Source organism: Sporichthyaceae bacterium, assembly GCA_036269075.1.
Taxonomy (GTDB): Bacteria; Actinomycetota; Actinomycetes; order Sporichthyales; family Sporichthyaceae; genus DASQPJ01.
Genome location: DATASX010000078.1, coordinates 52,649 through 67,727, shown reverse-complemented (window position 1 = coordinate 67,727; position 15,079 = coordinate 52,649). Strand labels below are relative to the sequence as shown.

General features: G+C 69.6%; 10 protein-coding genes. 6 read left to right on the top strand and 4 right to left on the bottom strand.

Annotated features, from left to right (window positions below; genetic code table 11):
• Positions 1-41 precede the first annotated feature (41 nt).
• On the top strand, positions 42-3,809 hold the full coding sequence (locus VHU88_13485; protein HEX3612693.1) for an ABC transporter ATP-binding protein: 3,768 nt from the start codon (positions 42-44) through the stop codon (positions 3,807-3,809).
• A 58-nt stretch (positions 3,810-3,867) separates the two neighbouring features.
• Here the strand turns inward: VHU88_13485 and VHU88_13480 are convergent, their stop codons facing one another.
• Both VHU88_13480 and VHU88_13475 read right to left on the bottom strand, forming a co-directional pair.
• A complete protein-coding gene (locus tag VHU88_13480; protein HEX3612692.1) occupies positions 3,868-4,491 on the bottom strand; it encodes a hypothetical protein in 624 nt (207 codons plus the stop codon).
• A 564-nt stretch (positions 4,492-5,055) separates the two neighbouring features.
• On the bottom strand, positions 5,056-5,631 hold the full coding sequence (locus VHU88_13475) for a hypothetical protein (GenBank protein ID HEX3612691.1): 576 nt from the start codon (positions 5,629-5,631) through the stop codon (positions 5,056-5,058).
• Between the two features lie 611 nt (positions 5,632-6,242).
• Here VHU88_13475 and VHU88_13470 point away from each other — a divergent pair.
• The gene (locus tag VHU88_13470) at positions 6,243-7,904 is read left to right on the top strand and encodes a CocE/NonD family hydrolase (GenBank protein HEX3612690.1); all 1,662 of its coding nucleotides are present in this window, start codon (positions 6,243-6,245) and stop codon (positions 7,902-7,904) included.
• A gap of 32 nt (positions 7,905-7,936) precedes the next feature.
• Here VHU88_13470 and VHU88_13465 read toward each other — a convergent pair whose 3' ends face one another.
• Together VHU88_13465 and VHU88_13460 are read right to left on the bottom strand one after the other, a co-directional pair.
• Entirely contained in the window at positions 7,937-9,565 is a 1,629-nt protein-coding gene (locus VHU88_13465) for an NAD(P)/FAD-dependent oxidoreductase (GenBank protein HEX3612689.1), read from the bottom strand.
• 64 nt (positions 9,566-9,629) lie between these two features.
• Positions 9,630-10,175, bottom strand: a complete 546-nt coding sequence (locus VHU88_13460; GenBank protein ID HEX3612688.1) for a cupin domain-containing protein — start codon at positions 10,173-10,175, stop codon at positions 9,630-9,632.
• Positions 10,176-10,300: 125 nt separating this feature from the next.
• On the opposite strand from VHU88_13460, the gene VHU88_13455 reads away from it, so the two are divergent.
• Genes VHU88_13455 through VHU88_13440 form a run of 4 tightly spaced genes read left to right on the top strand, consistent with a single transcriptional unit; the run spans position 10,301 to position 15,079 of the window.
• Positions 10,301-11,542, top strand: coding sequence for a cytochrome P450 (locus tag VHU88_13455; GenBank protein ID HEX3612687.1), 1,242 nt, complete (start codon positions 10,301-10,303; stop codon positions 11,540-11,542).
• Positions 11,539-12,690, top strand: coding sequence for a hypothetical protein (locus VHU88_13450; protein HEX3612686.1), 1,152 nt, complete (start codon positions 11,539-11,541; stop codon positions 12,688-12,690). The genes VHU88_13455 and VHU88_13450 overlap by 4 nt, the downstream gene beginning before the upstream one ends.
• Positions 12,687-14,264: a class I adenylate-forming enzyme family protein gene (locus VHU88_13445; protein ID HEX3612685.1), complete on the top strand. Its 1,578-nt coding sequence runs from the start codon at positions 12,687-12,689 to the stop codon at positions 14,262-14,264. The genes VHU88_13450 and VHU88_13445 overlap by 4 nt, the downstream gene beginning before the upstream one ends.
• Before the next feature lie 2 nt (positions 14,265-14,266).
• Positions 14,267-15,079, top strand: coding sequence for an enoyl-CoA hydratase/isomerase family protein (locus VHU88_13440; protein HEX3612684.1), 813 nt, complete (start codon positions 14,267-14,269; stop codon positions 15,077-15,079).

Below are 15,079 nucleotides of genomic sequence, written 5' to 3'. Positions count from 1 at the left end.
GTCCGACGCATGCATGGGCCTGCACTACCTAACATGGTGAGGTGAACCCGCCGTCGACGCCCGCCGTGGGCGGCGGTTGGCTCCGGCAACTCTGGGCCTACCTGCGGCCCTATCGACACGACGTCGGCCTCGCACTCGGCGCCGCCGTGCTCGGCAGCGTGGGGCAGGCAGCGGTCCCGCTGATCACCCGTCAGATCGTCGACGAGGTCATCGTCGCGCGCACCTCGCGGCTGTGGCCGTGGCTGACCGCGCTGATCGCGCTGGCCGTGGTGAGCTTCGGGTTGGCCTACATCCGGCGCTACCGGGGTGGCCGAGTCGGTTTCGGCGTGCAGAACGACCTGCGCAACCGGATCCAGGCGCATCTGCAGTCGATGGACCTGGCGACGCTGGACGGCATGTCGGCCGGCCAGGTCGTCGCCCGCGCCGGGTCCGACGTCTCGCTGGTGCAGTCGCTGCTGAACTATCTCCCGCTGCTGAGCGGGAATGTGGTCGCGATGCTGGTGTCGCTGGGCGTGATGATCTATCTCTCGCCCCTGCTGGCCGCCGTGAGCGTGAGCGTGCTGCCCGGGCTGTTCGTTGTGACCTACCGGATGCGGCGGCGGATCGCGCCGGCCACCTGGGACGCCCAGCAACGCCAGGGCGAACTCATCGACATCGTCGTCGACGACGTGACCGGTGTCCGGGTGGTCAAGGCCTTCGCTCAGGAGGCCCGCGAGATCGAACGGGTCGCCGCTGCGGCCGGGACCGTCTACGGATCCAGGATGCGCCTGGTCCGACTGCAGTCGCGATACCAACCGCTGCTCGAGACGATCCCGGCCCTGGCGCAGGTCGCGGTCCTGGCGCTGGGCGGCTGGCTGGCCCTGCACCACCGGATCAGCCTGGGCACATTCCTCGCGTTCTCCAGCTACATCGGGCAGTTCGTCCACCCGGCCCGGCAGTTGGCCAGCGTGCTCACCATCGCGCAGCACGCCCGCGCCGGCCTGGAGCGGATCCAGCAACTGCTCGACCTGGTCCCGAAGGTCCGCGAGGCGCCGGACGCGGTGGAGTTGCCCACCCTGCGTGGTGAGATCACCTTCGACGACGTCCATTTCGGCTACGGGCCGGATCGGCCGGTGCTGCAGGGTTTCGACCTGCACATCCGGCCCGGGGAACGGGTCGCTCTGGTTGGGCGCGGCGGCAGTGGGAAATCCACCGCCGCGGCGTTGGTCTCGCGGCTGCACGACCCGGACTCCGGTCGGGTGCTGCTGGACTCCCATGACGTGCGCGGGCTGCGGTTGCAGTGGCTGCGCAGCCGGGTGGCGATCGCCTTCGAGGACAGCTTCCTGTTCTCCGACACCGTCGAGGCCAACATCGGCTACGGCCGTCCGGGTGCCTCGACCGCTCAGATTGAGGCCGCCGCCCGGGCCGCGGCCGCGCACGAGTTCATCCGGGAACTCCCCGACGGTTACGCGACCCGGGTCGGCGAGCGCGGCCTGACACTGTCCGGCGGGCAACGGCAACGCGTCGCGCTGGCCCGGGCGATCCTGGCCGACCCGGCGGTGCTCATTCTCGACGACGCGACCAGCGCCGTGGATTCCCGTACCGAGCAGGTGATCCACGACGAACTGCGGGCCGTACTGGCCGGCCGCACCACGATCCTGATCGCGCACCGTCTGTCGACGCTGGGGCTGGCCGACCGGATCGTCGTCGTCGAGGACGGCCGGGTCGTCGAGGACGGAACCCACGAGGAACTGACCGTAACCAGCGCCCGCTACCGGTCGTTGCTGTCCGGTCTGGAGGACGAGGAGTCCGCGCCGCTCGCGGACCGGAACGGGTTGGTCGGCGTGACCGCCACCGCCTGGGCCCGGAGGCAGAACACCGACGGCGTCGTCGATCCGCGGGCCGCGATCGGGCGCGGACGCACCCTGGCCGCCAGCCCCGAACTGCTCGCCCGGGTGCGGGCCTTGCGGCCGATCCGCGACCTGCCCGCCCTCGACGTGGCGGCCGAATCGCAGGCCCGCAACGGATTCAGCCTCTTCCGGCTGCTGCTGGGCTTCCGCCGACCGCTGCTGATCGGGCTGGCACTGATCGTGGCCGACGCGCTGGCCGGGTTGGCCACTCCCCTCATGGTCAAGATCGGCATCGACCACGGCGTGGCCCGGTCGTCAACCACGGTGCTGTTCGCGGTTTCCGGGCTGCTGCTGCTGATCACGCTGGCCGACCTGGTCGTCGAGGCCGCGGAGACGTTCGTGACCGGCCGCACCGCCGAACGGGTCATGCTCGCGCTGCGGATCCGGATCTGGGCGCAACTGCAACGGCTGTCGCTGGACTACTACGAGCACGAAATGACCGGCCGGATCATGACCCGGATGACCACCGACGTCGACCAGTTCGAGTCGCTGATCGAGAACGGTCTGGTCTCGGCGCTGGTCTCGTTCGTCACGTTCCTCGGCGTGGGCGTCGCGCTGCTGGTCATCAACCCCGAGCTCGGCGGGTGGACACTGACCGTCGTCGTCCCGTTGGCTGTCGCCACCGTGACGTTCCGGCGGCGCGCGACCGCGCTCTACGAGCAGTCCCGCGACCGCATCGCCGTGATCAACGCGGAATTCCAGGAGAGCCTGTCCGGGGTCCGCGAGGCCCAGGCCTTCGCCCACGAGGCCGCGACCACCGAGCATTTCCAGTCCCTCGGCCGGCACTACCTGGACTCGCGGCTGGCCGCGCAGCGACTGGTCGCGCTCTACTTCCCGTTCGTGCAACTGCTTTCCGCGGTCGCGGACGCGATCGTGCTCGGCGTCGGTGTGCAACTGATCGGTTCCGGCCGGCTGACGACCGGTGCCCTGATGGCCTTCATCCTCTACGTCGACATGTTCTTCGACCCGATCCAGGCGCTGTCGCAGGTCTTCGACTCCTGGCAGCAGAGCCGGGTCTCGATCAACCGCATCACGGGCCTGATGGGCCTTTCGACCCTCACCCCGAACCCGGAGCACCCGGTGGCCCTGGGTCGACTGGCCGGCGAGATCGCGGCGAGCGACGTGCGCTTCTCCTACCCCGCCCCGCCCGCCGCCCGGGACGAACAGCGCCGCGGCCCGGCCGACGTCCGGATCCCCGAGTCGAAGCAGGCCACCAAACTGCCCGAGGCATTGCGCGGGATCGACCTGCATCTGGTCGCCGGCGAGACCCTCGCCCTGGTCGGTGAGACGGGGGCAGGCAAGTCGACGATGATGAAGTTGCTGGCGCGGTTCTACGACCCGGACACCGGCACCATCACCGTCGATGACGGGGACCTGCGGTCGATGGACCTGCACGCCTTTCGCACCCAACTCGGTTACGTGCCGCAGGAAGCGTTCCTGTTCGCCACCACGATCCGCGACAACATCGCCTACGGCCGACCGCACGCCTCCGACGCGCAGATCGAAGCCGCCGCCCGCGCGACCGGTGCCCACGACTTCATCGCCGCCCAACCCGACGGCTACCACTCCGCCGTCAGCCGGCACGGCCGATCCCTGTCGTCCGGGCAACGGCAGCTGATCGCGTTGGCCCGGGCCGAACTGATGGACCCGGCGGTGCTGCTGCTCGACGAGGCGACCTCGAACCTCGACCTGGCGACCGAGGCGCTGGTGACCGCGGCCATGCACCGCGTCGCCCGCAGGCGGACCACCGTGATCATCGCCCACCGACTCCAGACCGCGCGGACCGCCGATCGGATCGCGATGATGCGCGCCGGCCGGGTCGTGGAGCTCGGCACCCATTCCGAGTTGCTCGCCGCCGGGGGCAACTACGCGGCCATGTGGCAGGCCTTCGAGGACCTCGCGGCGCAGCCCGAGCACTGACGCGAAACAGCCCCTGACCCCCCGTTCCCGGGTCAGGGGCTGTTCCGTGCTCGTCAGGTCAACGCCGGTAGATCCGGTAGCCCTCCAGGTCCTCGGTCCAACCCAGGTAGTGCAGCCCCCAGTGCCGGCGCGGGGCCGACAGGGTGGTCCGGGTGACGTGACCGTTGTACGGAAGGTCGGTGCTGACGATCATCCCGTGGCCGAGCGAGAGGGCGACGTGGCCATGCCCGCGCGATCCACCCGACCAGAAGACCGGGACGCCCGCCGGCGGGTGCGCGTCCCAGCGGTGCTTGTGGCTCGACACGGACCACGCCCCGATCGCCGAGTGCTGACGAATGGGCAGCCCGAATCGCGTCCGGACGAAGCCCAGGCACATGTGCCGCCAGACACCTCGGGCGCCGACGGCCCGTCTGGCCCTCCCTAACGCGATCGCCTCGACCAGTCGCGTGTGTGCCACGGTGGGCAGGTAGCTCGGCACACTCGGACGCGCGACTCGTTCGGGCACCTGCACAACCGGCGTCGCGGCTGCCGCGACCTCTGCCGTGGGCGCCTGGGCGAGCGGCGTCGTGGTTGCCGGGACGGCGGCCGTGGCGGCCTGTGCCCCCGGGGCGGCGACACCGACGATCGCGCCGGCCGACAACAACCCGCCTATCGCGGCGGTGAGCACTCTGTGGCGGACCACGCTCCGCCCTGCTCGGGCTTGGGACCCCATGGTTGTACTCCCTCGGTTCAGACCGGATGTCCGGCGGGTGATGGGGTCCCCGCTGCACGCGTACGACGCCTGCAGACCCCGACGACGGGCCTGTGGGCCCGTCGGAACTGATCCAGAGCTCGTGCTCTCCCCGCCGGCCCGAGATTCGGACGTGAGAGATACACAGATTCGGACGGTAAGTACCGGATTGGGGTCGGTCAACGCTGCGTGATCGCAATAACAGATCTTGGGAGCTTCCCTACAATTCGGACATTTCGTTCCATATCCGGACGAACCACCCGGCCGGAAACTCCGCAAATCGGGACAAATCGGGCGGCAATCGGACAAACCCCGTGCCGGATTCCTTGCCGTGATGTTTGCGGCCTTGGCTCGCACCGGAGCTGAGCAACGAACAGAAACGACAATCCGTTCACCCGGTTGACCCGGCGTGCCGTGTAACGCCGGCGCTGCTCGGGCACCTGAAAAAAATCAGCCCCCGACTCGTCGGTGCGGGTCGGGGGCTGATCGTCGAGCGGTGGCGCTGCGGTATCCGGGTCACCGGCGGTAGATCCGGTAGCCCTCCAGGTCCTCAGTCCAACCCAGGTAGTGCAATCCCCAGCGCCGGTGGATGGTCGACAGGCGGACCCGGGTGACGTGGCCGGTGCGCGGGAGGTCGGTGGTGATGATCCACCCGTGACCGAGGGAGATGGCCACGTGGCCCAGGTGGTGCGATCCGCCGGACCAGAACACCGGGACGCCGGCCGGCGGACGCCGGTCGTGGCGGTGTTTGTGGTGCGCGGCCCGCCAGGCCCGGTACGCCGAGTGCTGGCGCCGAGGCAGGTGGTACCGGGTTCGCACGAACGACAGACACATGTGCCGCCAGTGCCGTCTGCGTCCGATCGCCCGTCTCGCCCGCCGGACCGCGGCCCGCCGCACCCGTCGAGTGTGCGCGCGGGTCGGCCGCATTGCCGACCGCTCGCTCACCTGCTGTTCGACGAGTTGGGAACTCTGAGCCATCTCGGCTATCTGCATGCCGACCACGGTTTCGGGGGCTGCGGTACCTTCGGCCCCCGCGGCCGCCCCGACGACCGGGCCGACCGACAGCGCAAGGCCGAGGGCGGCAATCAGCACCCTGTCACGGAACACGCGTTTCTCGCGTCTGGACTGGGACCCCATCAGCTGTACTCCCGTCGTTCAAAAGTGATTTGTGCGGAGGGTGATTTGGGGTCCCCGCTGCGCCCGGATATGAGTGCAGACCCCGACGACGCGCCCGGTAGGCCCGCCAAGTCGAATTCAGCGTCCGTGGTTCCCGGCGTAGCCGACGCGAGGAACTCACGGATTCGGAAGGTAGAGCGGGGCCGGGGGTCGGTAAACGGCGTCCGGATCGCAAAAGCTGATCTTCCTGACCTACTAGACCTTGCGGACAAATAGGGACGAACCAGGACAAATCACTGCGTTCGAAAGCGGACAGACCGGGACAAATCTCCGGTCGGCGGGGTCCGCTCAGGGGTCGCGGTCTTGCCGGAATGTTTGCGGCTTTGACCCGGATTCCGCCGGTATGGCGGTCATGACCGCCCGACCTGCACCGCCCGGCCTACCTGGGACGGCGCTGGGACGGTCCGGTCCGTGCGGCGGCGCAGCGAAACACGCTGGTCGGGTGCCGTTTGGGGTCTGCCGAACCGATCGCCGCCGGTTTACCCTCGCAGGACAGGGCGGTCGAGTCGTCCGGTCCGGAGGCTCAGGTGGCCGTAATTCCACGATGGGGCAGCGCCGCAGCGGCGCTCGCGCTCACCGCCACCGTGCTGGCCACGCCCGGCACCGCCGGCGCCGGGGGGAAGTCACCGTCCCTGCTCGAGCAGGGCTCGGTGCCGACGTGGCTGACCTACGACCGCCCCGCCCCCTACCGGACCCTCTCCGAGGAGATCCGGGTGCCGATGCGCGACGGGGTGGCCATGCGCTGCTCCAAGCTCGGCCCGGCCGGCGAGAACGGGCAGCCACTGGCCGGCAAGCACCCCGTGGTGGTCACCGACTTCTTCGCCTACCGGATGCTCCAGTACGCCACCACCGGCCTGCCCGAACCGTTGGCAGAACGCGGCTACATAACGCTGACCTGCTCACCGCGCGGGTCCGGCGGCACGCCCGGCGCCTGGCGGCCGTTCGCGGAGCAGGAGTCCAAGGACAACTACGACCTCATCGAATGGGCCGCCGCGCAGCCGTGGAGCACCGGGAAGATCGGCCAGGTCGGCATCTCCTACGGCGGCATCTCCACCTACAAGGCCGTCGCGATGCATCCGCCGCACCTGGCCGCCGCGGTGCCGATCGTCGCCTATGCCAACCCCTATCGGGAGATGGTCTATCCCGGCGGTGCCCCAGGCACGGTGCTGCGGTGGTGGCCGACGGTCACCGGCGTCACCGCTCAGGCCGACCAACCCGGGGCCATGGCCACGTCCCTCCCCGACTACCTGGCCATGAACGACCAGTGGCGGGCGCATCCCACCGAGGACGCCTACTGGAAGACCTGGAACGTCGACGGCAATGCGGTCGGCAGCAGCACGGTCCCGATCCTGGGCATCGGTGGCTGGGCCGACCTGTTCCCGGACGGCATGGTGCGCAACTACCTGGCCGCCAAGGCACACAGCCACCTGCTGATGCTGCCCGGCGCGCACCTGAACTTCCTGCCCGGCGACACGGACTGGCCGATCGTCGCCCACGCCATGCTCAGCTGGTTCGACCGGTACCTGATGAACCGGGCCGACGTCCCGCGGCCGGGCGCCCGGATCACCAGTTGGCTGATGCCGCACTTCACCGGACGATGGACGGAGCTTCCCGACTGGCCGACCCGCACCACGCGGGTACCACTGCTGGGCGGCTGGGGCGCGGACACGACGGTGGTGATCCTGCACAACGTGAACCCGTACGACAACGGCTGCTTCTGCGCCGAACACGGCACCTACAACTCCGCCGATGAGCCAATGAACAACCAGCACCTCCTCGACGCCCAGCGCGCCAAGTTCGAGGACACCCCGATGAAGACCGACACCGTCATCGTCGGCACTCCGATCGCGCACATCCGCGCCACGCTCTCCGCCCCGGACGGCAACATCGTGGTGCGGATGGAGGACGTCGCCCCGGACGGTACCTCCTACGTGATCACCACGGGTTGGCTGCGCGCGAGCCACCGGCTGAGCCACGAGAACCCGGCACAACTGACCCCCAATCAGCTCTACGACTTCACCGTCCCGCTCTGGCCGACGGACTGGAACATCCGGGCCGGCCACCTCCTGCGCGTCACGGTCAGCGGCGGCGATCTGCAGATGATCCAGCCCACCTGGCAGCCGAACAGCACCATGGCGGTCTACGCCGGCAAGAACGGCTCCACGATCGACATGCCCGTCCAGAACTGACCGGCCGCCGGTCCGGGGTCGGTGATCGCCGGTCAGGCCGGTACGGGCGTCTTGCTCATCTCGTAGGCGGGGAAGTCGCCGCCGATCTCCTTGTCGAGCTCGGCACAGTAGCCGGCCATGCCACCGAGATAGGCCAACGTGGTCTGCTTCTTGCCCGGGATGTTGGCGCCGAGGAACCACGGCCTGTCGTCCAGTCCCTTCGGCACCAGCGTCATGTGCAGGATCATGTCGCACATCGCGGTCCACGCGGCGCCGGCCTCCACGGTCGACTCGACGCGCTCAGCGCCCTCGGCCACGGCCTTGTCGAGAACCTTGCCGATGAACTCGACCTGCTTCTCGATCACCGGCGGGTGGCTGGCGAACGGGCCCTGGGGGCCGAGGATGGTGAACATGTTCGGGAAGCCGGCCTGCGAGATCCCCAGGTGCAAGTTCGGACCCTGCGCCCACTCCTCCGCCAGCGTCCGGTCCCCGACGCCGTGCACATTCATCTTCTCCAGCGGCCCGGTCATCGCGTCGAACCCGGTGGCGAAGATGATCACGTCGACCTCGTGCTCCGCCCCGGAGCTGAGCTTCACCCCGCGGTGGGTGATCTCGGCGACCGGGTCGGGGCGCACGTCCACCAACGTGACGTTCGGTCGGTTGAAGGTCTCGTAGTAGAAGTTGCCCAGCGGTGGGCGCTTGCCGCCGATCGGGTGCGTCTTCGGGCACAGCACCTCGGCTGTCACCGGGTCCTTCACGATCGCCCGGATCTTGTTGCGCACGAACTCCGCGGCGATGTCGTTGACCCGCTGGTCGACCAGCATGTCGTCGACGGTGGTGAAGATGTAGCGGAAGCCGCCGTCCTCCCAGCCCTTCTCGAAGATCCGGAGTAGATCCCCGTCGTCGGTGACCTCGGAGCCGAGCCGGTTCGCCGGGTCCATCGGGAACGCGAAGACGTGGCTGAATGTCTGCTCCGTGATGATGTCGTAGTCGCGCTTGAGCCCGGCCCGCTGCTCCGCGGTGAGCGCGTGGTTGCGGCCCGGCATCACGTAGTTCGGCGTGCGCTGAAAGACCGTCAGGTGCTCCACCACCGGCGCGATCGTCTGGATGACCTGGATGCCGGTGGCGCCGGTGCCGATGATCGCGACGCGCTTGCCCTCGAGCTCGACGGGCTCCTTCGGCCACAGCGAGGTCTGATACCACTCGCCGCCAAAGGAATCCAGGCCCGGCAGGTTGGGACGGTACGCGACGCCGAGCCAGCCCAGGCCGGTGATCAGCCAGCGGCAGGTGACGGACTCGCCGGACGCCGTGGTCACGGTCCAGAGGTTGGTGGCCTCGTCGAAGAACGCCCCGTTGACCCATGCGTTGAATGTGATCTCCTTGCGCATGTCGAATCGGTCGGCGGCGTGCGCGAGGTAGTTCTGCACGTCGGCCTGGGCCGGGAAGCGCTCCGGCCACTCCCACTCCAGGCCTAGTTCCTTGTCGAAGAAGAAGCAGTAGCCCCAGCTCTCGGTGTCCGTGCGGGCACCTGGGTACCGGTTCCAGTACCAGGTTCCGCCGACGTCGCTGCCGGCCTCGAACACGCGCATCGACAGGCCGAGGCGGCGCAGTTCGTGGATCGCGCGCAGGCCGGCGAAACCGGCGCCGACGACGACGGCGTCGACCTGAGGGTGGACGGACATGTCGGGTTGTCCCTTCGGTACCGGGCGAGGCAGAGAACGGTGCGGCGCAACGGGATGGGCAAGCTCAGACGACCGCCAGGCTCACGTAGGCGAGCGTCGCCGGGGCGCCGCTCCTGTTCCGCCAGGCGTGCCGGGCACCGTTCTGCACGATGCAACTGCCCGTCGGCAGGTGGACCTCGGCACCGTCGTCGAGCTCGAGCCAGAGCTCACCCGTGACGACCATCAGGTAGTCAACCGTGACGGTCTGGTGCATGCCGGGAGCATCGGGCTCGAACACACCGATCAGGCCCGGGAGCTTCTCCTCCGCCTCGGCGATCAGGGCATTGATCGTCGCCTCGTCCGGCAGCGCGGCGTCCGGGTCAGGATCCGCGTCCGGCGGGAAGGTGAGCAGGCCGAACCGGGACCCGCCGGGGCCGGGGAAGAAGTTCTTGCTCGGCACGGCCGGGTCGACCACCGGACTGCGCAGCACTCCCTCGGTGCCCCACACCTGGTAGAAGTTCGCACCCGGCATCATCGCCAGCGTCACGGGCGTCATCGCCGCGTCGGAGTAGAAGATGGACGTTCCCTTGGCGTCGACACCGGTGACGACGCGCTTGAATTCCATGGCCACCGCACGACCGTGACACAGCTCACCGCGCTGCGTCCCGCGCCCGGCTCGCCGCGCTTTGTACGCGGCTCCAGATTCTGGGGCAGCGGCGTTCTCGCCGGCCCTGACCTGCATGTCAGCCTCGGGCCGTGTCCACCCATCTGTCGACCACGCCCGCGATCGAGTACGACCCGAGCATCCCCGCGATGCTTCGGGACCCGTACCCGGTCTTCGCCGAGCTCCGGGCCGCGGGCGGAGTCCAGTGGTGCCCGGCGCTCTCCGGCTGGCTCGCCCTGGACTGGGCCAGCGTCAACACGATCGTGATGACCCCAAAGGTGTTCTCCGCCAACCGGCTGGCCCAGATCAACGCCCACCTGCCCGAGCCCGACCGGACCACGGCAGGCGAGGTGTTGGAGTGGCTCACCAGGTGGATCGTGTTCCAGGACCCGCCGGACCACACCCGGGTGCGCCGCCACCTCGCCTCGGCGATCAACCCGAAGATCGTGCACGCGCTGCGCGACGCAACGGTGGAGATCGCCACCGGCCTGCTCGACGAGCTCGCGGCAAGGGGCACCTTCGACTTCTACGCCGAGGTCGGGCTGCGCCTGCCCGGCTACGTGGTGATGGACCTGCTCGGCGTCCCGCGCGACCGTCTCACCGAGGTCAAGCAGTGGTCGGACGAGATGATGCTGTTCATCGGCAGCTCGCGCGGCGTGCCGGACAAGTACACGAAGGCCCGGCACGGCGCGCACTGCATGGCCGGCCTGTTCCGCGACCTGATCGCGGCACGCCGGGCCGATCCGCGCGCCGACACCGTCACGCATCTGCTGACCAGCGAGGCGGGCGGCACCACCCTCACCGACGAGGAGATCGTCGCGGCGATGATGATGATCGCCAACGGTGCGCAGGAAACCACCGCGCACCTGCTGAGCAACGCGCTGATCGCGTTGACGGCCAACCCGGACGCCCGGGCCCGGCTCGCCGCGGCGCCGGCGCTGATGCCGACCGCGGTCGAGGAGTTCCTGCGCTACGACTCTCCCGTGCTGGCCACGGCCCGGCTGGTCACGGCCGACACCGAGGTGGCCGGGGCACGGCTGCGCGCCGGCGATCGGATCTTCGCTCTGCTCGCCGCCGCCAACCGCGACCCCGCCGTCTTCACCGACCCCGACGCACTCGCCATCGACGGTCACCCCGCGGCCCACCTCGCGTTCTCCAAGGGCGCGCACTTCTGCCTCGGGGCGCCGGTCGCGCGGATGGAGGCGGCGGTCGTGCTCGCCGAGATCCTGCGCCGCTTCCCGCACTGGCACATCGACGAGCCGCTCGCGGAGATCCCGTGGGTCAACTCGATGGTCGCGCGTGGCCCCGCGAGGCTGCCGGTGTCCCTGACGTGAGCCGGCCGAGCGTCGCCGTCGACGCGAGCCTGTCCCCCGCCGACGACCACCTCGTGCACCGCGGCCCCGGCACCCTGGGGATGGCCGACACCCCGCACAGTCAGGACCTGCGTTTCTTCGAGCGCTACTGGAACGTCCTGCACGACGAGACCGGCGACCTGGTCGTCGCGATCGGCGGCAGTCGGTACCCGAACCTCGGGCGGGCGGAGTCCTACGCGGTGGTCAACCTGCGTGGGGACCACCGTTCCGTCCGCGCCTTCGGGCGGCTCGGCGACTGCGACGACCGCTCCGACCTGACCGTCGGGCCGCTGCGCCCGACCATCGTCACCGGCCTACGCGAGTGGCGGCACACCCTGGAGCACGGCGGCTGGGGCTTCTCCTACGACCTCACCACCACCGACACCCACCGCGCCGTCCACGGCGCTGTGTGGGGACCGCGGGTCGAGACCGGCGAGCGGCAGGTCACGGTCGGCTTCGAGACATTCGTGGCCGTTCACGGCTGGGTCCGGATCGGCGACACCCGCATGGAGTGGCCGGCCGGCTGCGCGCGCGGCACCCGCGACCGACACTGGGGCGTGGGCCGCGGCGTCGGCGGGCCGGCCCTGAACGACGGGGTCGTCAGGCGCGGCGGCTGGAAGGGCGGGATCTGGATCGACCTCGGCGACCTGGCGATCTGGGGCAAGACCGTGCTCTACCCGCACGGCGACCCCCGCCCGGGCGCCGGCAAGGTCGAACGGGTGCATCGCAAGCTTCGCTTCGAGCCCGACACGCAGATCCTGAGCGAGGGTCTGATCGGGCTGACCCTGTCCGACGGCACCACGCGGCACCTGCACCTGGAGCGGCTCGGCACGCAGACCGCGTACCTGCGCTGCGGGTTCTACGGCGGTACGCCCGACGGCCCGGGCGCCGAGTTCCCCGGCCTGCAGCACGGCGAGTACTACGGGCCGCCTCGGGTCGAGTGGGACCGGTACGACGTCACCGACCCGGTCGCCCGGCTGGCCCTGCGCGGCCTGGACGAGCACCACTGCCGGGTACGGGAGATCGGCGGGCCTCGCGACGGCTGCACCACCACCGGCATCCTGCAGCCACTGGAGCCCGACGCCTACGAGGCATGCGTGGCCGGCAAGCCTGGATGGGAGCTGTGGTGAGCACCGCGACCCCCCCGCTGAGCTTCGACTTCGCGCTGCTGATGCCGGACGTCTTCGCGCACAACGCCCGGATCCACGGCGACCGCATCGCGGTCGTCTGCGAGGACGAGCGGATCACCTGGCGCGAGGCGCACGCGCGGACCAACCGGTTCGCCAACGCCCTGCGGGCCCGCGGCCTGCGCACCGGGGACAAGGTCGCGCTGCTCATGCCGGCCTCGCTCGACGCGTGGATCGCGTTCTGGGGCACCCTGAAGGCGGGCTGCGTCGCGGTGCCGCTGAACGTCATGCTCGACATGAACGCACTGGCCCGACTGGCGGGGAACTCCGACGCCGTGGTGATAGTCGCCGACACCGGAACCGAGGAGCTGCTGGACTCGATCCGGGACCGGCTGCCGGCGATCACGGCGTGGCTGACCTTCGGGGCGGGCGCAGCAGGCTGGACGTCCGCGCGCGCGGAACTCGACGCAGCCCCGGACACGCCCTGCGGGGTGGCCATCGCGCCCACCGACATCAGCACGATCCTCTACACCTCCGGCAGCACCGGCGAGCCCAAGGGCATCGAGCACACCCACGCCAGCCGGATGGCTTACCCCTACGGATTCGGCATCGGGCTCAAGGTGGACCGGTACTCGGTCGCGGTCCTCGGCACCCCGCCGTACGCGTCCGGCACGTGGATCACCATGGCGCCGGTCATGTACACCGGCGGCACGCTGGTGATCCTGCGCTCGTTCTCCGCGCAGGCCTGGCTGACCGCGGTCGAACGGGAGCGCGCCACCCACGCGTTCCTGGTACCGACGCAGTTCATCACGATCCTGGCGCACGAGAAGCTGCGTTCGTTCGACGTCAGCTCGCTGCGCGCACTTGTGACGGCCGGTCAGCCGATGGCGAGGCGGACCTACGACGAGATCGTCGCGGCCTTCCCGAGCAGCGGGCTGTACGAGGTCTACGGGGCCACCGAGGGCTTCGCGACCCTGCGCACCCCCGAGGACGCCGCCCGGGGCAAGCAGAACAGCGTCGGCACCTCGCTGTTCCTGGACGACATCCGCGTCATCGGCGAGGACCTGACCGAGGTGGCCGCCGGGCAGACCGGCGAGATCGTCGCCCGCGCGCTGATGATGATGACCGGCTACTACAAGAACCCGCGACGCACTCAGGAGACGACCTGGGTCGCCCCGGACGGGCGCACGTTCATGCGTACCGGCGACGTCGGGCACATGGACACCGACGGCTTCGTCCACGTCTCCGGCCGGCTGAAGGACATGATCAAGTCCGGCGGCCACAACATCTTCGCGATCGACATCGAGGACGTCTTCATGCGCCATCCCGATGTCAGCGAGTGTGCGGGCATCGGCGAACCGCACGACAAGTGGGGCGAGACGCCGGTGCTCGTCGTGCTGCTGCGCCCCGGTGGAACAGTGGACGCGCAGACGCTGCGGGAGTGGGGCAACCTCCAGCTGGCCAAGTACCAGCGGGTCAGCCGGGTGGAGATCCGCGAGGAGCTTCCCCGGGCCGTCTACGGGAAGATCGCCAAGCACGAACTCCGCACGGAGTTCGCGCAGGGAAAGGGCCAGTAGCCATGTCGGAGAAGGTGCTCTACCCCGACTACCAGAGCCTCGAACTGGACTGGCCGGAGCCGCACGTACTGCGGGTCATGATGAACCGGCCACCGATGAATTCGTTCGACTTCGCCATGCACTGCGAACTCGGTGCCGTGTGGAAGCTGATCGACGCCGACCCCGAGGTCTCCGCGGTGGTGCTCGGCGGCAAGGGCCGCGCGTTCTCCGCCGGCGGCGACTTCGACATGGTGCAGCGCATCATCGACGACCACGACTTCCGCATGCAGATGTGGAAGGAGGGCCGCGCGCTGGTGTTGAACATGCTCGAGTGCAACAAGCCGATCGTGTCCGCGATCAGCGGCGCCGCCGCCGGCGGTGGACTCGCCGCGGCGTTGCTGGCCGACGTGTCGGTGGCCGGCCGGACCGCCAAGCTCGTCGACGGGCACACCACGCTCGGCGTCGCGGCGGACGACCATGCGGTCGCGATCTGGCCCCTGCTGGTGGGGATGTCGAAGGCCAAGTACTACCTGATGACCTCCGAGGCGATCAGCGGCGAGGAGGCCGAACGGATCGGCCTGGTCACCTTCTGCGTCGACGACGACCAGGTGGACCGCCGCGCCCTGGAGATCGCCATCAAGCTGTCCAAGGGCGCGCCCGGTGCGATCCGCTGGACCAAGTCGGCCCTGAACAACTGGATCCGCTCGAACTGGTCGTCGTTCGAAGCCTCTCTCGCATTCGGGATCATCGGGTTCACCGGACCCGAGGCGCAGGAAGGTCTCAACGCCCTGCGCGAGAAGCGTCCCCCGGTTTTCGAGCAGCGCTCGTACATCTGA

Excerpts from the sequence above, each read along its gene's own strand:
- VHU88_13465 (HEX3612689.1), bottom strand. The coding sequence starts at position 9,565 with ATGTCCGTCCACCCTCAGGTCGACGCCGTCGTCGTCGGCGCCGGTTTC.
- VHU88_13440 (HEX3612684.1), top strand. The coding sequence starts at position 14,267 with ATGTCGGAGAAGGTGCTCTACCCCGACTACCAGAGCCTCGAACTGGAC.